Source organism: Picosynechococcus sp. PCC 7002 (genome assembly GCF_963860125.1).
GTDB lineage: Bacteria > Cyanobacteriota > Cyanobacteriia > Cyanobacteriales > MRBY01 > MRBY01.
Genome location: NZ_CAWLFA010000001.1, coordinates 2,826,701 through 2,847,241, shown reverse-complemented (window position 1 = coordinate 2,847,241; position 20,541 = coordinate 2,826,701). Strand labels below are relative to the sequence as shown.

General features: G+C 49.8%; 23 protein-coding genes and 1 tRNA gene. 14 read left to right on the top strand and 10 right to left on the bottom strand.

Annotation, left to right across the window (positions count from 1 at the left end; genetic code table 11):
* Positions 1-91 precede the first annotated feature (91 nt).
* Positions 92-173 (top strand) — tRNA-Leu (locus AACQ84_RS13675).
* A 59-nt stretch (positions 174-232) separates the two neighbouring features.
* On the opposite strand, the gene AACQ84_RS13670 is transcribed toward AACQ84_RS13675, so the two are convergent.
* Positions 233-1,129 carry a LysR family transcriptional regulator gene (locus AACQ84_RS13670; RefSeq protein ID WP_041443668.1) on the bottom strand — a complete coding sequence of 299 codons (897 nt, stop codon included), beginning with the start codon at positions 1,127-1,129 and terminating at the stop codon, positions 233-235.
* 121 nt (positions 1,130-1,250) lie between these two features.
* Here AACQ84_RS13670 and AACQ84_RS13665 point away from each other — a divergent pair, with 121 nt between their 5' ends.
* Both AACQ84_RS13665 and AACQ84_RS13660 read left to right on the top strand, forming a co-directional pair.
* A complete protein-coding gene (locus AACQ84_RS13665; protein WP_012308311.1) occupies positions 1,251-1,952 on the top strand; it encodes a pirin family protein in 702 nt (233 codons plus the stop codon).
* A gap of 44 nt (positions 1,953-1,996) precedes the next feature.
* Positions 1,997-2,233 carry a CDGSH iron-sulfur domain-containing protein gene (locus AACQ84_RS13660; protein ID WP_041443667.1) on the top strand — a complete coding sequence of 79 codons (237 nt, stop codon included), beginning with the start codon at positions 1,997-1,999 and terminating at the stop codon, positions 2,231-2,233.
* On the opposite strand, the gene AACQ84_RS13655 is transcribed toward AACQ84_RS13660, so the two are convergent.
* Positions 2,228-2,410: a hypothetical protein gene (locus AACQ84_RS13655; protein ID WP_156785479.1), complete on the bottom strand. Its 183-nt coding sequence runs from the start codon at positions 2,408-2,410 to the stop codon at positions 2,228-2,230. The genes AACQ84_RS13660 and AACQ84_RS13655 overlap by 6 nt on opposite strands.
* A gap of 238 nt (positions 2,411-2,648) precedes the next feature.
* Here AACQ84_RS13655 and AACQ84_RS13650 point away from each other — a divergent pair, with 238 nt between their 5' ends.
* The 6 genes from AACQ84_RS13650 to AACQ84_RS13625 all read left to right on the top strand — a co-directional run bounded on the left by AACQ84_RS13650 (position 2,649) and on the right by AACQ84_RS13625 (position 7,081).
* Positions 2,649-3,803 carry an HNH endonuclease gene (locus tag AACQ84_RS13650; RefSeq protein WP_012308309.1) on the top strand — a complete coding sequence of 385 codons (1,155 nt, stop codon included), beginning with the start codon at positions 2,649-2,651 and terminating at the stop codon, positions 3,801-3,803.
* Positions 3,804-3,905: 102 nt separating this feature from the next.
* The gene (locus AACQ84_RS13645) at positions 3,906-4,205 is read left to right on the top strand and encodes a hypothetical protein (RefSeq protein ID WP_041443665.1); all 300 of its coding nucleotides are present in this window, start codon (positions 3,906-3,908) and stop codon (positions 4,203-4,205) included.
* The gene (coaE, locus tag AACQ84_RS13640; RefSeq protein WP_012308308.1) at positions 4,192-4,806 is read left to right on the top strand and encodes a dephospho-CoA kinase; all 615 of its coding nucleotides are present in this window, start codon (positions 4,192-4,194) and stop codon (positions 4,804-4,806) included. The genes AACQ84_RS13645 and coaE overlap by 14 nt, the downstream gene beginning before the upstream one ends.
* Before the next feature lie 33 nt (positions 4,807-4,839).
* Positions 4,840-5,049, top strand: a complete 210-nt coding sequence (locus AACQ84_RS13635) for a hypothetical protein (RefSeq protein WP_012308307.1) — start codon at positions 4,840-4,842, stop codon at positions 5,047-5,049.
* Between the two features lie 71 nt (positions 5,050-5,120).
* Complete coding sequence (locus AACQ84_RS13630; RefSeq protein WP_041443664.1) at positions 5,121-5,996, top strand: hypothetical protein; 876 nt, start codon at positions 5,121-5,123, stop codon at positions 5,994-5,996.
* Positions 5,997-6,067: 71 nt separating this feature from the next.
* The gene (locus AACQ84_RS13625) at positions 6,068-7,081 is read left to right on the top strand and encodes a VOC family protein (RefSeq protein ID WP_012308304.1); all 1,014 of its coding nucleotides are present in this window, start codon (positions 6,068-6,070) and stop codon (positions 7,079-7,081) included.
* Positions 7,082-7,098: 17 nt separating this feature from the next.
* Here AACQ84_RS13625 and mnmA read toward each other — a convergent pair whose 3' ends face one another.
* From mnmA to AACQ84_RS13590, 7 genes are all read right to left on the bottom strand, one after another.
* A complete protein-coding gene (mnmA, locus tag AACQ84_RS13620; RefSeq protein ID WP_041443663.1) occupies positions 7,099-8,160 on the bottom strand; it encodes a tRNA 2-thiouridine(34) synthase MnmA in 1,062 nt (353 codons plus the stop codon).
* Between the two features lie 151 nt (positions 8,161-8,311).
* Complete coding sequence (gene lptC, locus AACQ84_RS13615) at positions 8,312-9,466, bottom strand: LPS export ABC transporter periplasmic protein LptC (RefSeq protein ID WP_083764476.1); 1,155 nt, start codon at positions 9,464-9,466, stop codon at positions 8,312-8,314.
* Between the two features lie 9 nt (positions 9,467-9,475).
* Positions 9,476-10,090, bottom strand: a complete 615-nt coding sequence (locus AACQ84_RS13610; protein ID WP_012308301.1) for a LabA-like NYN domain-containing protein — start codon at positions 10,088-10,090, stop codon at positions 9,476-9,478.
* Between the two features lie 167 nt (positions 10,091-10,257).
* A complete protein-coding gene (gene metG, locus AACQ84_RS13605; protein ID WP_012308300.1) occupies positions 10,258-11,850 on the bottom strand; it encodes a methionine--tRNA ligase in 1,593 nt (530 codons plus the stop codon).
* A 145-nt stretch (positions 11,851-11,995) separates the two neighbouring features.
* Positions 11,996-12,427 carry a YggT family protein gene (locus tag AACQ84_RS13600; protein WP_012308299.1) on the bottom strand — a complete coding sequence of 144 codons (432 nt, stop codon included), beginning with the start codon at positions 12,425-12,427 and terminating at the stop codon, positions 11,996-11,998.
* 186 nt (positions 12,428-12,613) lie between these two features.
* Positions 12,614-13,132 carry an acetolactate synthase small subunit gene (gene ilvN, locus AACQ84_RS13595; RefSeq protein WP_012308298.1) on the bottom strand — a complete coding sequence of 173 codons (519 nt, stop codon included), beginning with the start codon at positions 13,130-13,132 and terminating at the stop codon, positions 12,614-12,616.
* Between the two features lie 54 nt (positions 13,133-13,186).
* Positions 13,187-14,095, bottom strand: coding sequence for an alpha/beta fold hydrolase (locus tag AACQ84_RS13590; RefSeq protein WP_012308297.1), 909 nt, complete (start codon positions 14,093-14,095; stop codon positions 13,187-13,189).
* A 208-nt stretch (positions 14,096-14,303) separates the two neighbouring features.
* Between AACQ84_RS13590 and infC the strand changes: the two genes are divergently transcribed.
* From infC to AACQ84_RS13575, 3 genes are all read left to right on the top strand, one after another.
* The gene (infC, locus tag AACQ84_RS13585) at positions 14,304-14,840 is read left to right on the top strand and encodes a translation initiation factor IF-3 (protein WP_012308296.1); all 537 of its coding nucleotides are present in this window, start codon (positions 14,304-14,306) and stop codon (positions 14,838-14,840) included.
* Positions 14,841-15,072: 232 nt separating this feature from the next.
* Positions 15,073-17,061: a serine/threonine phosphatase gene (locus tag AACQ84_RS13580; protein WP_012308295.1), complete on the top strand. Its 1,989-nt coding sequence runs from the start codon at positions 15,073-15,075 to the stop codon at positions 17,059-17,061.
* A gap of 5 nt (positions 17,062-17,066) precedes the next feature.
* Positions 17,067-17,753 (top strand): TIGR04283 family arsenosugar biosynthesis glycosyltransferase, encoded by a 687-nt coding sequence (locus AACQ84_RS13575; protein WP_143589406.1) that lies wholly within the window; start codon positions 17,067-17,069, stop codon positions 17,751-17,753.
* Between the two features lie 10 nt (positions 17,754-17,763).
* Here AACQ84_RS13575 and AACQ84_RS13570 read toward each other — a convergent pair whose 3' ends face one another.
* The gene (locus AACQ84_RS13570; RefSeq protein WP_041443661.1) at positions 17,764-18,948 is read right to left on the bottom strand and encodes a hypothetical protein; all 1,185 of its coding nucleotides are present in this window, start codon (positions 18,946-18,948) and stop codon (positions 17,764-17,766) included.
* Between the two features lie 254 nt (positions 18,949-19,202).
* Here AACQ84_RS13570 and AACQ84_RS13565 point away from each other — a divergent pair, with 254 nt between their 5' ends.
* Positions 19,203-19,358, top strand: a complete 156-nt coding sequence (locus tag AACQ84_RS13565) for a hypothetical protein (protein ID WP_012308292.1) — start codon at positions 19,203-19,205, stop codon at positions 19,356-19,358.
* Between the two features lie 104 nt (positions 19,359-19,462).
* The gene (gap, locus tag AACQ84_RS13560) at positions 19,463-20,506 is read left to right on the top strand and encodes a type I glyceraldehyde-3-phosphate dehydrogenase (protein ID WP_012308291.1); all 1,044 of its coding nucleotides are present in this window, start codon (positions 19,463-19,465) and stop codon (positions 20,504-20,506) included.
* Positions 20,507-20,541 lie beyond the last annotated feature (35 nt).

Here is a 20,541-nt window from a genome sequence, read left to right as displayed (position 1 = left end):
AAGAACCATTTTCAGAGATTGGATAATTTTTTTCTCAAAAACTCTTGGCGATCGCCAAATGAGTATGCTATATTCGTTCAAGTCAAAACGAGCGGATGTGGTGGAATTGGTAGACACGCACGCTTGAGGGGCGTGTGGAGCGATCCTTGCGAGTTCGAGTCTCGCCATCCGCATACCATAAAAAACAGAAAGCCTTCCCAAACCTCAAGGGAAGGTTTTTTTGTGTTTCAAGTTAGCCTGAAGGATCAGCAGCAGCAAGGTGTTGCTGGAGAAATTCGCACAGGAGTTTTACCTTGGTGGAAAGATGGCGATTGATGGGATAGAGGGCATAGGTACTGAGGGTGCGGTGATTGTATTCAGGCAAGACCACCGTGAGTTGTTCTGTCCAGGGGGCTGCATCGAGGATAAATTGGGGTAACTGGGCAATGCCTAGGCCCGCTGCCGCGGCGATCGCCAATGCTTCACCGTTGTTCGCACAAAAAGAGCCGGACACGTTAACAGAAACTTCCCCTTGGGGGCCGACCAAATGCCAGGTATTGCCTGTGGGGCCGTAGCGCAAACAGTTGTGGTGAGCCAGATCCCCAGGACTTTGGGGGATACCATGGCGTTCTAGGTAGCTGGGGGCCGCACAGAGGATTAATTTTGTCTCACAGAGGGGATGACTAATGAGACTGGCCGATTCGACGGGTTCAGCGATCCGAATCACGAGGTCATAGCCTTCGGCGATCGCATCCACAAACCGATCCTCTAGGGTGAGTTGGATCTGCACCTGGGGATATTGGGCCATGAATTTTGCCACGAGGGGCGCCACCTGCATCTGGCCAAAGGTCATCGGCGCATTTATCCGTAACAAGCCTTTGGGTTCCCCGTGGAGTTGTGATGCAGCTAACTCTGCCTCCTCTAGATCCGCCAAAATCTGGACACATTTTTCATAGAAGGCCAAGCCCGTAGGAGTCGGTGTTACCTTGCGGGTACTGCGGTGGAGGAGTTGCACTTGGAGTTGATTTTCGAGGGCAATCACCAGTTTATTCACCGCCGATCGCCCAACATTCATCTGCCGCGCCGCCGCCGCGAATCCTCCCGCTTCCACCACCTGGGTAAAAGCATACAGACTGGCTAATTTATCCATGGCTTATTGTTTCTTTTTGAGATACATTTTGCATATAAAATAGCTTATTGTCTTTTATTTGGCGGCAATCTAAAATAGAAGCAATCACCTAAACCCGCTAAAAAACGCCTCGGAGGTTTTTATGATTCAACTCCGTCCCTCTGCTGAAAGGGGTCGTGGCAAACTAGATTGGCTAGAGAGCTACTTTAGTTTTTCGTTTTCCCAGTACTACGATCCGGCCCACATGAATTTTTCTAACCTGCGGGTGATCAATGAAGATTACATTGCCCCAGGCAAAGGATTCGCCACCCATGGCCACCGCGATATGGAGATTGTCACCTATGTCCTCGAAGGGGAATTGGCCCACAAAGACAACATTGGCAATGGTTCGATTATTCGCCCTGGGGATGTGCAACGCATGAGCGCAGGTACTGGCATTTTGCACAGCGAATTTAATCCCTCGTCAGAACAGCCTGTGCATTTATTGCAGATTTGGATTACCCCCGATCAACTGGGTGTAGAACCAAGCTACGAGCAGACCTATTTCGCCCCGGAAGAAAAAGAAAATCAGTTACGGATTGTTGCTTCCCCCGATGGCCGCGATCGCTCTGTAAAAATTCACCAGAATGCTTCGATTTACGCGGCACTGCTCTCTACCGGAGCCACGGTTACCCATCCATTAGCGGCGGGCCGTCGTGCTTGGCTACAAATTGTCAAAGGAAGCCTCACGGTTAATGGCGTTAGGATGGAAGCGGGCGATGGCGCTGGCATTAGTGGTGAAACAGAACTGATTTTTGCAGGTCAAGGGGCCGAGACGGAATTTTTATTGTTTGATTTGCCCTAGGTCAGCCGAGTTTGTTGCTCACAGTTTATAGAGGAAAAATGAATATGGCTAAACCAACGATTGCAGCCAAAAAGCCCATGACGCTGGAACTTGAGGCCGGCGATTATTTCTGGTGTGCCTGCGGTCAATCTGCAGATCAACCCTTTTGTGATGGCAGCCACAAAGGCACGGAATTCAAGCCCCAAAAGTTCACCCTAGAAGAAAAGAAAAAAGTGACCTTGTGTCTTTGTAAGCACACTCAAGATCCACCGTTTTGTGATGGCAGCCACGCAAAACTATAGGATGATGCGCGCACGGTGACGCAGCCAAGAATCATCGGTTTGACGGGGGGCATTGCGACGGGAAAAAGTACAGCAAGACTTACTTGACCCAACGCTACCAGCTCCCCATTTTTGATGCCGATATTTATGGCCGTGCGGCGATCGCCAAAAATCGCCAAAATGAAAAACAATCAGCATATCAGTTTTTTTCTTGGATGAATTGCTGGAAAAGGCAGCGGCGATCATTGGTAAGCAACTGCGACTTGAGTTAAATGCTCTTCAAGCATCTGTGATCATAGTATTGACCGCTATTCTGTAGTCAAAGTCTACGGTAATATTCTGGTAGATTTGGGTTGTTATGCTGCAGGTGCGGTATGACTCCTAGTTAGGTTCAAGAATGCTCGTTGGAGTTTATTGAGATAAAGGAATTTTCGAAGTGAAAACCTGCATCTACTGTAAGACCGATAAAAATGATGATGAGTTTACATTAGAACATGTGATCTCACAGTTTTTAGGTGGCGCGCAGGCACCTGACTACCTGAAAACAAGAAATGTATGTGCTACGTGTAATAGTAATCTGGGGTTGTTTGTAGATGCATCCTTTGAAAAAGACTTTTTGGTTTTTAATACATTAAACGAAGCGGCATATTCCTTTTTCGATCCTGATAGTCCAACTCCACTTCCTTTAAAAAATATGGGGATATCTGATCTTATCCCTCCAAATATGAAAGAAGAAGAAATATGTGAGTGCTGGATTGGGCCTTTAGGTGAACAAATATATTGGATTCGTCCTTCGGACGAACGGATGTATTGGTACTCCGGGGGCAACCCAAGAACAGTAAAAAAAGTAAGGACCAGAGCCTACTTTATATGGTCAGAGCGATCTCAAAAGAATCCAATAATTACTTGGCTATCTTTCGAAGATGCGTTTAATGGTAGAAAAGTTAGAAAGGTGTCATGCACTGAAGTTGCAGGGGCTAGTTTAGCGGACATTGGCTTTTCTGAGCCGGACGAGTTGGATTTAAAACGGATTGCGTATTTCAACAAAAAGTGCAGTAACGGTCAGGAGCGAAAAAACCGATTGTCAATGTACCTTCGTTATGATGTTCGGTTTATGGCTAAGCTGGCAATTGGTCTTGGTCATGTCTTATTTGGAGAGAAATTCGATAATTCAAACTATACCAAAGAGCTACATAAAGCTCTTTGGTATAAAGAGGGCGATCCAGAGCCAGGCATAGTGGGTCGGAACAACCTGGGTCAGGACAATGAATTCCTAAAAAAAGAGTGCGGGTTCACGCATGGGGTAACGCTAACAATCTTGCCTTCTTCAAAATATGTCGTTCTTAATCTTAATATTTCAAGAAAAATGAATTGGGTTATAGGGATTGCTGAAATCGAAGATGTCAAAGAATGTATTGGGGAGGATTTGAAGCATGGGTTGTGCGTGCTGTTATTTAAGCCCCTTGGCAAAGGTATCAGTCTGCCGTTACCTGAGCTAATTGCTCACAACTCAAATAATATACTTCACCCAAAGCTCGTCGAAGTCAAAAATCTTGCCGGTAAGGGGATCTGTTACTTTGAAAACCTATGAAGAACCTAACAATTACATGCACTTGAACCGCAAAATGCGCTACTCGTTCCTCGCTCTACTTTTTATGGCCGGTGATGTGAAGCGTTATGGTGCTGACAGAAAATGAAAATATCTGAAATATTCGCAGACGAACCTACGCAATGGGGATTCCGAAGTGATCCATATCTTTGGTGTGAGTTGAAAGAAAGACTAGATAAAATTGATATGCCAGACACACCTGAACAACTCAAAAGCATCATCGAGAAGGAATACGAAGTAGCGACAGGTCACTCCATAAATCATAGAGAACATTTCATCGTCGAAAGATTTATGCATGGCGGCCTGTCTAGTGGCGGGATAAGCCCTGAATTTTGGCATGACTGCGGAATTCCACTGTTGGTGAAACGTCATGTCGCACCATAAAGTGACAAAACCAAGAATCATTGGTCTGACGGGGGGCATCGCGACGGGAAAAACTACAGTAACGACTTATTTAGCCCAACGCTACCAGCTCCCCATTCTTGATGCAGATGTTTATGCCCGTGAGGCGATCGCCCCTCCCTCCGCAATATTGACGCAAATTTTTACCCGCTACGGTGCAGGGATTCAAAACGCCGATGGTTCCCTCAATCGCCAAGCTTTAGGGGACATTGTTTTTAACGATCCCGACGAAAAACTGTGGCTTGAAACCCAGATTCATCCCTACGTGCGCCAGCGTTTCCGTGAAGCCTTAGCAACCATTCAGGAGACACAAGCCACGGTAATTTGCGCGATCCCACTGCTGTTTGAGGCGCAGTTAACGGATTTTGTCACGGAAATTTGGGTGGTTGCCTGTACGCCTGAGCAGCAGTTGGCGAGGCTCCAGCAACGTAACCAGTTAAGCATTGCCCAGGCCCAAGCGCGGATCGCCAGCCAGATGCCCCTCGCCGAAAAAATCCAGCGCGCTGATGTGGTGCTTGATAATTCTTTGGATCTTGCAACACTCCATCACCAAGTTGATCGAGCCCTTAAAAGAGGTTGCTAAAATGAGCGGTGAAATCATTTTAAGGTAGCTGCGATGACCATTTGGGTAAATGAACAAATTGATCCAACGGGCATTCTTCAAGCTTGTATCGCTTGTCAAAATGAAGAAGCCGCGAAGGATTGCCATGAGCAATGGAAACAAAAACTTGCCACGGATAAAACCACCATCGGCTGGGAAGCAAAAATCCGCACCGTTGATTCTTGGGATGATGTGCCCGTTAATGCCCTAAAGCTTAGTTTTTAAAATGTATTTCAAAGGCGATCGCCCCGAATTTTTCGTGACAAATTTTTCGTTGTAACCCACCCCGAAAAGCCATGAGCCCAAAACGACGGATGCGCTGGAGTTGGTGGAAAGACGCACCGCGCAATGTCAGTGAAAATGAATATGCCAAATTTGAATTCCTCGTGCTGGGGGCGATCGCCAGTGGTGGTTTAGCGGTGATCTCTTTGGTGATGGGGCTAACGGGCCAAGCTCTCAAAACATCTCAGGAACTTGCCCAGGTGGAGTCGCTTTCGGTACAGGCCGCCAGTGAAGCAACGACGAATCGCGATCTCATTAAGCTCGAAGGCTACCTTGTGGCGGACAATCCGCCGACGCTGCCCGATGATCCCGCCCTACAGGTCATTCAGGGCAAAATTGCGCTCACAGCCCGCAATGGCCCTAGTGCTGCCGAAGATACGATCCAAAAGGTGCTGTTTACTTGGGAAGCCGCCGTTGAGCAGGTTTTTTTGAGTGATGGGGAGACTCGCATTCCCTTGGCGATCGCCCTGGAGCAATTGCCCTTCCCGGCGGCGCAACCGGAGCCTGACCAGCGCCCCAAGATTGAACGCACCGGAGAATCTGCTCGCTTAAGTAAACCCAAAGCCATTACCTACGCCGATCAAACCTTTCCCCTCACTGCCGCAGACTGGGACAGGCTTGATTACATTACGACGGATTTAGATCGTCGCGTCCTGCCCCACGGCCAAACGATCACGGTGGTGGCGGCCCTGCGGGATCAACAATTGGTCGATCCCCTGGGAGACCGTTTAAAAATTGTCCTCGGCACCGAAGCAGACATTCGCCGCACCGGGGAGCGCTTCGGTCGGATTCTGACGGTAATTTGGCTTCCCTTGGCGATCGCCAGTTACCTCTGCGGTAAAAAAGCAGCCCAGCTCAATCAAGACTTTCTCGAACGCTCCCAGCAATAACCCAAGCCATCGGTCAATCCTGAGAAAGTACGCTAAGTTGAATAGGAGCTGTTGTTTATCTTTCCCGACACATGGCAAACCAGAGCCCCCCGAATTTGGCGATCGCCTATGTCCATTTCTATGTAGACGATCTGGATTATTGGCAAACCTGGTTTCAAACAAAATTTCAACTCAACATCACCGCTCCCCAAGCAACATTTCCGTTTTTACCTGAGAACACCATTCAACTCAGTAGCCCAGAGTTAACCCTGATGCTCTCGGCACCCCAATCCCCTGCCGATCCGGTCGCCCAGTATTTAACCCATCATCCCTGTGGTGTTGCGGATGTCGCCTTTTATATTGACCAAAAAGCTTTTTTTCAACCAAAAAATACTGATCAATCTGTTACCGTATTACGCAATAATGTTGGGTTTCAACACACCCTTATTTATCGAGATACAGTTCCTAGAACGAATACCCAAATCGATCATTTAGTGCTCAATGTACCAGTAGGAAAACTTCAAGAAACGGTGCAATGGTACGAAGATAAATTTGGGTTTAACCGTCAGCAAACTTTTACGATCAAAACCAACTATTCCGGCCTCGCTTCCCAGGTTCTTTCCCATCCCAGCGGAATTCAACTACCCATTAATCAACCGGGAGACTGCTGTGAAAATCCGGAAACGGCACAGCGTTCCCAAATCCAAGAATTTATCGAGTTTAATCGTGGTGCTGGGATTCAACATATCGCCCTAAAATACAAAAACTTACCGGAGCAAATCGGGCACTTTCGCCGGACAAATATGGCATTTCTCGACGTTCCGGCCACCTATTACAAGAATCTCTATGATCGCTATCCCCACCTAGAAACATTACCCCATTGGCCCCAAATTCAACAGGAAAAAATCCTCGTGGATGTGGTGCGATCGCCTAAGGAAATGCTCCTACAAATTTTCACCCAGCCCATTTTTAAAGAGCCGACATTTTTCTGGGAATTTATTGAACGCAAACAACAGGCCCAGGGGTTTGGCGAAGGGAATTTTCAAGCATTGTTTGAAGCCATTGAACAGGCCCAACGGCAACGGCTGGTTTCCCCTCGCCCCTAAATGTCCGGCCAATAGAACTAAGCCGCTTCGGGATGTTCGATAATGCCGCCCCCCAGCACCCGATCACCGTCATAAAGTACGGCCGCCTGACCAGGGGTAATCCCGAATTGGGGTTCTTCAAAAACCAGTTTGAGGCGATCGCCTTCTAGCGGAATCACCGTCACAGGCACCGCACCACTGCGATAACGCACCTGCACCTCTGCGCGGATGGGGCTTGTAATGCCTGGGAGCGCCAACCAATTCATGCGCTGTACCGTACATTCAGACTGACCAGCGCGATCGCGGGTACTCACCACTACCCGATTCATCACATTATCTAGCTTCACCACATAGAGGGGTTCCGGGGCGGCAATGCCCAAGCCCTTTCGTTGGCCAATGGTGTAATGATGGATACCCGTATGGTGTCCCAGTACTTTCCCATCAAGATCGACGATCTCCCCTTCCCGCTGTTCGATATATTTATCCAAAAAAGTTTTCATCGAGCCGTGGGCTTCAATGAGGCAGAGGTCTTGGCTTTCTGGTTTTTTTGCCGTCGAAAGCTGCATTTCCGCCGCAATTTGCCGGGTTTCGCCCTTGGTCATTTCCCCCAAAGGAAACAGCGTCCCCGCCAGCATTTCCTGGGTGAGATCATAGAGAAAATAGGATTGATCTTTATGGCGATCCACCGCCCGCAACAGTTCATAGCGTCCGGTTTGGTCGTTGTAACGAATTCTGGCATAGTGGCCCGTCGCAATCTGATCAATGCCCAGCTCTGCCTTGGCCCATTGCAACATTGGCCCAAATTTCACCATCCGATTGCATTGGGAACAGGGTAAAGGTGTCACCCCCACTTCATACCCAGACACAACATAATCAACAATGTATTTCTGAAACAAATCACGGCTATCCACGATGTGGTGGGGAATGCCCAATTGCTCACAAATATCTGCCGCATCCACCATCCCCTCCGAGCAACATTGACCTTTACCTTTCATCAGCCAGAGGGTGACCCCTTCGACAGTATAGCCCTGGCGATGGAGAATCCCTGCGGTGACGGAACTGTCTACGCCCCCTGATAACCCAACTGCAACTTTACCCATGGCCTTATCTGATCTCAATATCTTTTTTGGTGAATTGCCTACAACTAGATAAATGCACTGCCTGATGTGCCTAGCGATTTACCATTGTACTGGTATCCCCTCGCTGCTGGGCTGTGTCGCTCCCTAAGGATGTGCTGAACTTGTTGATCACTTAGGGGATGACTTCTGTGGTGACTTGTTTTTGGGCCGACCCTGTCACCACCAATTGATTTTGTTTGAATTTGCCCACGGCGCGATCGCCATTGAGTTTGACCCGTGGGTTAGTCTGTTCATAAACCACATTGCCCACGGCCACCACTTCCTCGGCGGTGAGATTCCAATCCACTTGGTTGGCCTTGAGGGAGGTGGGGGGATCTTCGCCCGTTCCCCTGACCGCACCGCTTAATTGCGCCTGTTGAGTCTTGAGATTGTAGCGTCCTTGGTTGCCTCGAAATTGGACTCGTTCGGCGGTTTGGGTGAGTTGTACAGAATCTTGACCTGTAATGATACCCGCTTGGATATCCCAGGTGGCGGCTCCGCTGGCAAACTGAATCTCTGGGTCAAGGCTATTTAACAAAACATTGCCACTGACAATAATTTTCTGGGCTTTGAGTTGGGCTTCACCTTGATCTGCCCGGAGGCGATCGGTGATTGTTTCTGCGGTGTAACGCTGGACAGTGAGGCCCTCGGCGGCGGTAATTTTATCTTCAGCCACGAGCCAATTGAGCTTGCTGCCTTGGAGTTGGAGGGGGGGCTCCACAATGACCACCTCGACGGTATCGGCGAGTTCTAAATCCTGGCGATCGATGAAATATTTACCCTGTTTGGCGCTGAGTGTGCCGTTGGGATATTTGGCTTGGAGACCCGTGGTGATCTGGAGGATGAAATTGGCGGGTTCCCACTCGGCTTTCTCGGTTTCAAAGACGGCCCCCTGACGATTATCCGTAACCAAAACCCCTGATTCGAGGATAATGCGATCGCCATCGTTAATCACCTGGCCCTTGTTCGCCTGGAGACTGAGGATCACTTCCCCATCTTGGTAGAGATTCCCCACGAGCTTGGTGAGGGTGGCGGCTTTGCGGTCTTGGCTATAGATGGCTTCTTCGGCCTGGATTTTCCAGAGAATATTTCCCTCGGCATCGGATTGTTCGAGGAGGGCATCTTCGACGATGAGGCGATTTTCGGAATTTTGGCTTTGGGGTTCTGTTTCCGTCGCTGGCGGGCTATTGCGACAGGCCGTTATTCCCCCAAGATTCCCCATCAGGAGTAGTGCTAAGGCGAATATTTTTGGCGATCGCCCCCATTTCCATCGACACAAACGCACCATCACCTTTACTTACTCATGACTGGGTAACTCAATTGTGCCACCACCACGATCTTCCATTAGCCTTGGTTCCGAAAACTGGCCCCGATGGAGCTTTTGGATATCCGTCTGGATTTGCTCTAGGTCAATGTAACGGTCTGCCACATTAATCAAACTATCGCTAGTCATCGATCGCAGGCTAACCACCTCAACCCGTGCCCCCCGATAGCTGACCGCATCCACCGCATAGGCCAGATCCCCATCACCACTGACGAGCACCGCCGTATCATAGGAGCCCACGAGGGCCATCATATCCACTGCAATTTCCACGTCCAAATTGGCTTTTTTCGAACCATCCGGCAGTTGCACTAAATCCTTGGCGATGACCCGATAACCATTGCGGCGCATCCACAACAAAAAGCCTTGCTGTTTTTCGTTAGCCCGGTCAACCCCTGTGTAGAAAAAAGACCGCAGTAGCCGTGACCCGCCCGTTAAACGATAAAGAAGTTTGCTGTAGTCGATTTCGATGCCTAATTGCAGCGCTGCATAGAATAGATTAGAACCATCGATAAAGATCGCAACACGACCTCGATTTTCAAGTACCTGTTCAGGCGAGAAAACCGGATCGCTACCAAAGTGATCCAGCATTGTGATTATGCCTCTTGAGATTTTATTAAAACGAAAATATTTATGAAACAGTTTTTATAAAAAAATAGATGCCCCATTGTAAAAAAGGGAAACCCAATAACTAAGCTTACTGAGAAAGCTGGAACTTCGTCAAAACTTTTATCATTCCCTCGGTTTTGGGGCTGCGCTTAGGCGGAGGCTTCAGGGACTTCAAGGCGGGCAAAGATAGGCTGGGCTTTCGTTAGGGTTCGTTCAGACCAAGGCAGACCCCAGCGGCTATGGCTGGCAAAGGGAGCCAGATTGACAAGGTCTTCAGGGCGATTGAAGTCCCCAGGGAAACCTAATTGACGATAAATTTGATTGCTGAGATTGGGGATCACCGGGGAGAGTAAATAGGCCGCCAGACGTACGGATTCTAGGATCGTCAAGAGAATTTCCTCGACTTGGGCTTGTTCTCCCGCTTTAAATAAGGCCCAGGGGGCGCGGTCATCGATGTATTTGTTGCTGGCTTGGATGAGTGCTAATACCTGCTGACAGGCGGCGGTAAAGTTGAGGTTGTCGTAGGCGGCACAGGTGCGATCGCCAAGGGTTTCCCCAAGGGCCTTGAGGGGGTGGTCGACGGGAATAGTGCCGAGATCTAAGTTCGGAATTTCGCTTTTGCAGTATTTTTTCAGCATACCTAGGGTGCGGTTCAGCAAATTCCCCAGGTCATTGGCCAGGTCAGCATTGACCACATTCACGAAGCGAGTTTCGTTAAAATCACCGTCTTTGCCTAATTCCACTTCCTTGAGGAAGTAGTAGCGCAGGGCATCGGCACCATATTGATTCACTAGGGCAATCGGGTCGATGGTATTGCCGAGGCTTTTACCCATCTTGAGACCATTTTTGGTGAGAAAGCCGTGGCCAAATACTTTATCGGGCAGGGGCAGGTTTGCTGACATGAGCATCGCTGGCCAGTAAACTGCATGGAAGCGCAGAATATCTTTACCAATTAAATGGAGGTTGATCGGCCACCATTTTTTCAGGGCATTTTCGAGGGTGGCTGCTTCCCCGTCTTCTAACAGAGCCGTGACATAACCCAACAGCGCATCAAACCAAACATAGATCGTGTGGTTCTCGTCGGTGGGCACCGGAAAGCCCCAGTCGAGATTAACGCGGGAAATTGAAAAATCCTGCAGTCCCTGCTTTACAAAGTTGATCACTTCGTTGCGACGGCTGGCGGGCTGGATGAAATCGGGATTGTCGCTGTAGAGGGCTTCGAGTTGGGCCTGATATTTAGACAGACGGAAAAAGTAGTTTTCTTCGTCCCGCCACTCGGCCTGTTTGTTGGTGTGGATCGCGCAGTGATGGTCTTTGATCAGGTCTTTTTCTTCTTTAAATTCTTCGCAGGCAACGCAATACCAACCTTGCTGTTGGGCGAGGTAAATGTCGCCGTTGTCCCAGACCCGCTGGAAAAATTCAGCAACAATTTTTGCGTGGTTAGGGGCGGTGGTGCGGCTAAAGCGGTCGTATTGAATGTTGTAGTGTTGCCAAAGATCCTTGAAGCTGCCGATGATTTCGTCGCAGTGTACCTGGGGATCAACGCCTTTTTCTTGGGCAGTGCGCTGGATTTTTTGGCCATGTTCGTCGGTGCCTGTGATAAAGAGCACGTCATCCCCTTTGAGGCGATGGAAACGGGCGATCGCATCGGCCACCATCGTTGTGTAGGCACTGCCAATGTGGGGCACGTCATTGACGTAATAGAGGGGAGTTGTCAGGGCAAAACGAACGGGAGAAGTCATACAGGGGCGATCGCCTAGGAATAAATTCAATACAAATTTTTGTCGCTACTGTTTTAAACCAAGGGCAAGACAGCAGGCACATTCGCCCTATTTTACAAGGTTCTCGCCCGGCTCCCAATGAAAATTTTTTTAGGCTCACCGCTCCCTAGAAATCCGTCGGGGCCACTTGCCGATAGATGTAACGAACAATCCAACTGGCGAGGAAGCCTAACAGCGCATAGATCACAATTGCAATGAGAAGATTGACATCAAAAATATTCGTGCCCAGGGTTGCATCGGTGCGTTCTACCGGGCTGATAAACAGCGTTGAAAAAGGCGAGACAAAAGGCCCCGAAAGAGCATAGATAAATTTTGCAAAGGTATTTTCTGGGTTGGCGCCGGATAGCCGCAGGAAAAACCGCAAGACTAACAGCACTTCCAGTAAACCCACGAGAATGTAAATGCTATTTTCGATGCGCCTAAACAAAACCCTCTTCCGAATCGCATCCACTTTTTGCTGTTCTTGGCGCAGTTTCGCGACTTCATTCACAGAGCCATCATCCTCAGGCTGAGGATTTGGGTTGGGGTACTGATTCATAGCTAGACTATCCCTGATCAAAATGTGTCACCCCATGATCTTAGCCACACAAAGGCGGGCTTAGATGTTAAGAAACATCAAGTCAGTCCCAGGAAAATCAAGAAAAATTTTGTGGAATTCAGAAGATTTAGGACAGTTTCATCAATAATGCAATGCACTGTCTGTCCCCAAAATTCATAGGGGAAATTAGGCTTTTCTACCCGCAGATTTTAGATATTCTGTGTTTACGCCAGATTCCCGGACGAGGGCTAATTTTCCAGTCCGCGCCACTTCAATGATGCCGAATTTTTCGAGCATTTGAAGGATAGCGACCATTTTGCCGGGGTCACCCACCACCTGCACCGTCACGGTTCTGTCAGAAATATCGACGATCCGCGCCCGGAAAACCTGGACCAATTGCATCACTTCAGAGCGTTGGCTCGCATCGGCATTGACCTTGACCAACATCAGTTCCCGTTCCACACAGGGTTTGGCGGTGACATCGTCCACTTCCCGCACGTGGATGAGCTTGTCGAGTTGGGCAGAAACCTGTTCAATTTCTTTTTCGTCGCAGGGAACAACCATGGTAATCCGGGAAATACCCTCTTTTTCGGCGGGGCCAACGGCGAGGCTTTCGATGTTAAAACCACGACGGGCAAAGAGTCCGGCAATGCGGGTGAGGACTCCGGCTTCGTCTTCAACAAGAACTGAGAGGGTGTGTTTCATCATGGTCTGGGGAATTGGGGCGGCGCTACGTACTAAAACCAAGGGGATATATTACTATAGCTCGCTGGCACCTTCTAGCCATTGGGAAAATAATTCATAGATGAGGGCCGGGGCTTCGTCGTGGGGGCAGTGGCCAAGGCCGGGCAAAATCTTGAGGGTGATCCGGGGATTAACGGCGGCAAGTTGGGGGGCGATCGCCACGGGGACAAAGCGATCCTGTTCGCCCCAGAGCAGCAACATTGGGCAAGGCATTTTCGCAAAAACCGTGGCCATGGGCGGCGCAAAGCCTGGCTGACCGACGCGGCGACTCAGGGCAACAAATGCTTGAGCAGCATCTTGATCCAGGGTCGGGGCCTGCACAATTGCTAACAGTTCGGCATCAATGTCTGGCCAGGAAGGATAGGCTAATTTCAGCCAATTTTTCAGGACAAAGGGACGACGCGCCACCCGAAAGATGAGTTTCAGGAGCCAGGGTTGCATGGCACTGCGCTCCAAACCATTGACAATCGGGCGCAGAGGTTTGGGGAGCATCGCTTGGCGTTGGGCAACATCCGGCACACTCATCAGGGCGATCGCCTCGACCCGATTTTTCGGATCTTGGCCCAGGTTGGCACAGACCAAAGAACCAAGGGAATTGCCCAACAAAATTACCGGACGCCGCACCACAAGGTTTAAAAAGTCGCTCAATTGGGCTGTCCAGAGGGGGACGCCAAACTCTGCACGGCCTTTCCGCGAACCCCCAAACCCTAATAAATCCAGGGCATACACATCGCGATCCTGGGCCAGCAAGGGCATTAAATGACGCCAATGCTCCAGGGCCGCCCCAAATCCATGGAGGAGGACAAGGGGCGATCGCCCTCTGTTTTCTGGAACCGTGCGCCAAAAACTGTAACGAATCTGCCAGCCCCGCCAAATCCAGCACCGTTGTGACCCGATCCGTTGTGACCAAGGTTGAAGCGCCATTGCAGCATTTATTCCCCTAGGGTGTTGGGCGATCACCATAACTTAAATTGAGCATCCTCGCTTGAAAAATCATCACAAATTGTCCCTAAAATCTGCCCCAGGACGTAACGAAAAGTCCGCCAATGAGTAAAATGGGCATAGTTCTCAATTTTTTATTGACTGTAATAAACCTACCTACCAAATCGTAACAACATTCAACGCATAGCCTGTGAAAGATAAAAGACGCGTAAAACGTGACCTCCCGAAAATTAACGAAAGAATTCGTTTTCCAAATATCAGAGTCATCAGTGGAGACGGGGAACAACTTGGCATCATGACCCCCGCCGAGGCCCTGGCGATCGCCGAAGAAGAAGACCTCGATCTTGTCCTCGTCAGCGAAACCGCCAAGCCGCCAGTATGCCGGATTATGGACTACGGGAAGTACAAATTCGAGCAGGAAAAACGCGCCCGAGAAGCCAAAAAGAAACAGCACAATGCGGATCTCAAAGAGGTCAAAATGCGTTACAAAATTGAGGAACATGACTACCAAGTCCGGGTAAACAGTGCCCAGCGCTTCCTCAAATCAGGCGACAAAGTCAAAGCAACGATCACCTTCCGGGGCCGGGAGATCCAGCACTCCAACCTTGCCCAAAAACTGCTAGATCGCATGGCCAAAGACCTCGAAGAAGTCGGTGAAATTCAACAGCGACCCAAACGAGAAGGGCGTAACATGATGATGATCCTCGCCCCGAAAAAATCTACCTAGGCGCGATTGAGGCGGCCAACATGAAAATGTAGCTATTTATCGCTGGGGAGTCAGTTGTGCTTGCGGGCAAAAGCTACTCCCCAATGTTGTTTCTATAACGTTGAAGCCCATCATGGCCCGTCGCCGCTCAAAAGTTCCTAAAACACCCAAACTGTTTTTAAATTCAGGTTTCTCCCCCACAAGCTTAGGTTAAGCTTCGCGGGTCACCCCCATCCAGAAGGCCCCTGTGACCATGGTTGTTTGTCCCCAATGTACCCAAGAAAACCCACCAGAAAATCGTTTCTGTCAGTATTGTGGAAGCTCTCTGACGAGGCCCTGTCCCCACTGTGAAACGCCCGTACGGTTACAGCAAGAGCAATGTGAATCTTGCCAAGGGTGGGTCAGTCGGCCTCTCACAGCCTTGATCCTGGACGCTGAAGCGGCATCTTGCCAAGCACGAGAAACCCTTGATGAAGCGGGTCGTTATCGCCTGGGCGATCGCCCAACGGTACGGGCCGAAACATTTCCTTGGCTCACGGTGATCGATACAGCCCCAGAAACCCCAACAATTTTAGAAACTGCCCTCCAAGAGCTAGAAATAACCGATCCCACCCAGCTCGCTGATCCCGACCTCTGGCAAGATAAAGAAATTCCGGCGATCGCCCGTCAGTATCTCAGCCTGCAAGATAATTTTTCTGCGGTGCCAAAACTCCAGGAAGCTTGGCGTCAACCAGAATATCAAGTGCTGCTGTTTGAGCAACGCCCACAGCCCCTCACGCCCTTAAAAACCTACTGCCAAGCACAAACCCCCCTCTACGAACAACTGCTGCAATGGTGTTTTCAGATGGTGCAGCTATGGCGAGAATTGGTGCCCCTCCAATGTTGCCAAACTATCCTTGAACCAATAAATTTATACCTCGACGAAGACCAAAGCCTCGTGGTGCGACAACTCCTCCAGGATGATCCAGACCATCTCCCGGCACTGCAGCGACTGCCTCAACTATGGCAAGATTTGTTTCACCTATCTGCACAACCAGAGTGGCAACCCCTCTATGAGCTGACTGAAACGGCCCAAATTGGTGGTTTAGATACCGTCTCCCGCCTAAAAAAAGCCCTCCGTGCCCTCGCCCCAGAAAATACCGATGATTTTTATGGGGAAGTGGAGGGAGAGTTAGAAGCCATCGAATTACAGCCAGAGGATTTAACCACCCTGGATGATGTGTTGTTGTCGGCTGATTTAGGCCCAGAAGATCTCGCAGAAACCCCGGACGGAGAGACAGCAACGGCCAATTCTGGATCAGAAACAGAAGACTCACCCCAGATTGAACATTCTGGAGGGAGCATCGCCTCGGGGGACTTTGAACCCTTGGATTTCCCAGAAGAAGAGGAAGCCTCAACGGTGGTCTTACCGATGAATTTGGTGAGTTTAGACGATGCGGGCTGCACGGATATTGGTCAAGAGCGGGATCACAACGAGGATTATTTTGGTATGCGTACCCGCATCGAAAAGCAGGAAAATCTCCTGGGTAGACAAATTCAAGGGCGCGGCTTTTATGTGGTCTGTGATGGTATGGGCGGCCATGCGGCGGGGGAAGTGGCCAGTGCCCTTTCTGTGGAAACGATTCAAGCTTTTTTCCAAGAGCATTGGCAGGACGAGTTACCGGATGAGGCCGTGATGCGCCAGGCCATTTGGGAGACCAATGAGGCGGTTTACAATATCAACCTGAAAAATTCCCGTTCTGGGAGCGGGCGCATGGGCACCACCTTAGTTTTGATGTTGGTTCAAGACAATCAGGTGGCGATCGCCCATGTGGGAGACAGTCGCATCTATCGTGTGAGCCGCAAAGGAAATCTCGAACAACTCACCGTTGACCATGAGGTGGGTCAGCGAGAATTACATCGGGGCGTCACCCCAGAGATTGCCTATGGGAGGCCCGATGCCTACCAACTGACCCAGGCCATTGGCCCCCGGGAAAATAGCTTTGTGGAGCCGGATATTAATTTTTTCCAGGTGAACGAAGATAGTCTGTTTTTGCTCTGTTCCGATGGCTTATCGGACAATGACTTAATTGAAACGACCTGGGAAGAAATGCTCCTCCCCCTCCTGAGTGCCCGGGCCAATTTAGATGAAGGGGTGCATCGCTTAATTGCCCTGGCTAATGAACGCAATGGTCATGACAACATTACGGCGGTGCTTGTGCGGTTACGGGTGCGTCCTAATATTGGGGCCTCAAGTTTTTAGAAATCATGATTTCAGTGATTATGCCTGTTTTAAATGAGGCAGCTGGTATTGTCTCTTGTTTACAATCTTTGCTCCAAGTTCCCAATCCTTTAGAAATTATTGTTGTGGATGGGGGCAGTCAGGATCCGACTTGTGATCTAGTACGTCAGTTTCCGGTGACCCTTTGTCAAACCAGTGGGGGGCGCGGCAAACAAATGAATCGAGGGGCAGCGATCGCCCAAGGAGACATTTTTCTGTTTCTCCATGGCGATACCCAATTACCCCAGGACTTTGCTGCCCTTGTGACAGAGACCTTGGCGGATTCCCAAGTGGTGGCTGGAGCCTTTCCTTTAGGAATTGCCGATTCCCGGTGGCGATTTCGTGCCTTAGAAAAGTTGGTGCAATGGCGATCGCAACTTTTGGCTTTGCCCTACGGTGACCAGGCCATTTTTTTGCGGCGTCAGGATTTTGAAGCCCTGGGGGGTTATGCCGAAATTCCCATTATGGAAGACTATGAGCTAATGCAACGGCTGAGAAAACGGGGCAAGATTCGTCTGACAAGCCAACCTGTACAAACTTCGGCTCGCAGATGGCAGCGACTGGGTCTGTGGCGCACCACTTGGATTAACCAAAAAATGCTTCTCGGTTATCATCTCGGCATTGATCCAGAGATTCTCCGTCACTGGTATCGTCAACAAATCCGTGATTCGTAATCAAAGATTGTTATTGGGGCTTGTTCAGATTATCAAGCTGTTCTCGGAGGCGATCGCAAAAACCATACAATTCATCCAAAGCATTAAGGGGAGCCGGATTAATTTGGCTCCGCAGATAAATATGGCGCAATTTCCGTTCTAGGCGTTGGGCCGCTTCAATGGCCTCTTGTCCAAGTTCATCCATCTGCTGCTGTTGATAAAACGCCAGTGCTTGACCCCGTAAGACTTGCAAGGTACCCTCTTCACCGTACTGTCCCGGCATGACCCGCAGCCGCAGCAAAATTCGCTCGCCTTGATAGTACTGCTCCATTTCCACTTTTTTCGGTCGGTCGATGGGCCCTGGGGGCAGGTGGGCCAGACGCTTAAATTCATCGAGGATGCCGTGGAATGTTTCCTGGGGAATACCGGACAATGACCCTTTCATCAAACCACTTTCACTGAGAAAAATGCGGCCTGCCCGGGCGTGGTTTTCAAAATAGAGGCGGCCAATACCCTCCGTTAAAATGCGGCCCAACAGTTCTTGGTATAGTTGCGACGCGGATAAGTGGTTGAGTTCTTCGAGGGGAGTGTTGAGATATTGCGGTGAAATTTGCAATTCCCCTGCATCATTCGCCGTAGCAGACGGTGACGCTTGCAGTTGTACTGGCCCCTTGGGAATCACCACCGCCGGCACATGTCTAAAAAATTCGGACAGTTCATTATTCACCGGCATCTGTAGAGTCGTTGTCTCCCCAGAAAACACGGCAGTGTCTTGATCCGCATCATTAGAAACAGATGACGGCATGGGTGGTGGCCCATCCTCCATAACTAAGGTCGCCCGTTCTGAGATTGGCAGGGGGGCGTTTTTTCGGCCAGGGACTGGGGACGTTTTGGGTTGGGGCGGAGATTTTTGCTTGCTTTGATGGTAATTCAGGTAAGAAGACAGAATTAGCTGGTAGGTTTTGAGATCAAGCTTTTGGGCTTTGAGTTGCAGTCCGCCGCGACTGAGCAGTTTATTGACGATGGCCGCGACGCTTGAGCGTTGGGGATCGACAATGCCCAGGGTGAGACAGCGATCTTGGAGGGTGAGGGGTAGAATTTCGTGATTACGGCAAAGATTCAGGGGCAAATAGCGATCAATCAGCTGAAAGGTCTGCTGCAAGTCGAGATTAGACCAAGTAAAGGGCTCAATGGCAATGGGCAAGGGGGCTGGCATATTAGCGTCGGGGGAGACAAAATAGTTTTTTAACGGCGGAAATATTAATATAAAAAAATTTTTAAAACCGAGGACTAGCACCACCAAAGCTCAGTAAGCAGTCCAGCAAGATTGCCCTCTAGTGTAACCCCTTGGTTCAGGGGCCAGACATGATTTCTCGAAGAAGCTTTACAGAATTTTAAGCGATCGCCCCCTTTGTCGAGATTTTCGGGCAGCCTTTACGTTTCGCAACTTCTGGATGTCATGAACTGGCGATGACAACATCGGATCTCAGGGCGGCATTCGTTTTTTCTGGAGCGATCCCCGAAACATATCGCAGCAAAAAAGGCGATCGCCACGGCAATCCTCCCACTAGCGTTACTAAAGTTCATCTGCCCATACCCTTCGTAAAAGAAGAAAATTTTTCGTAACTTTATACTTCTTTGAGCTGTCTCAGCCGACCTAAATTCACTGCCTAGAATGGGGCCGTAACCAACCTACCCAGTTCTATCCAGTTGGACTGACGCACAAATATATGGCTTCTCTCAATCTCGCAATCAATGGTTTTGGCCGCATTGGCCGCCTCGTTTTCCGTGCTGCCCTCCACAACCCCAATCTCAATTTTGTTTGCATCAATGATCTGATTTCCCCGGAAAAGATTGCCTATCTCCTCAGATATGACTCTACCCATGGTCGTTTTCCGGGGACCATCGAAGCCACCGCCGATGGTATTTACGTAAATGGCCAGTTTATCCGCTGCACGATGGTCAAAGACCCCAGTATGTTGCCCTGGGAAGAACTGAACGTTGACTATGTGATTGAATCTACTGGATGTTTCCGGGATTTTGTCGGCGTCTCCAAGCACCTAGAAGCTGGGGCCAAGCGGGTAATTGTTTCTGCGCCCACCAGCGAACCCCAGCGCATTCCTACCTTTGTGGTTGGGGTAAATCACCATGATTATTCCCCGGCCTATGACCGCATTGTGTCCAACGCTAGTTGTACGACCAATTGTCTCGCCCCTATTGCCAAGGTAATCCACGATAACTTTGGCCTAGCAGAGGGGTTGATGACGACGATCCACGCGATGACAGCGACCCAGCCCACTGTGGATGGAGCCAATAAAAAAGACAATCGGAGTGGTCGCGGCGCAGGTCAAAATATTATTCCGGCTTCCACTGGCGCGGCGAAGGCAGTGACCTTGGTCTTACCAGAGTTGGCCGGACGTTTAACCGGGATGGCGATGCGGGTGCCGACCCCTGATGTTTCCGTGGTTGATCTGACCTTCCGCACCGAAAAACCTACTTCCTATGGGGAAATTTGTGCCGCGATGCGTGAGGCGGCCAATGGTGAGCTAAAAGGCGTTTTGGCCTACACCGAAGATGATGTGGTTTCTACAGACTTCACCAGCGATCCCCATTCCAGCATTTTCGATGCCGGGGCTGGGATGGCGCTGAATGAGCATTTTTTTAAGGTAGTGGCCTGGTATGACAACGAATGGGGCTATGCCAATCGCGTTTTAGATTTGCTCCTGAGTATGGCTGCTAAGGAAAAAGAAACAGAAATGGCGATCGCCGCCTAAGGGAACCTCGCTTAAGATCTCTTATGAAACACAAA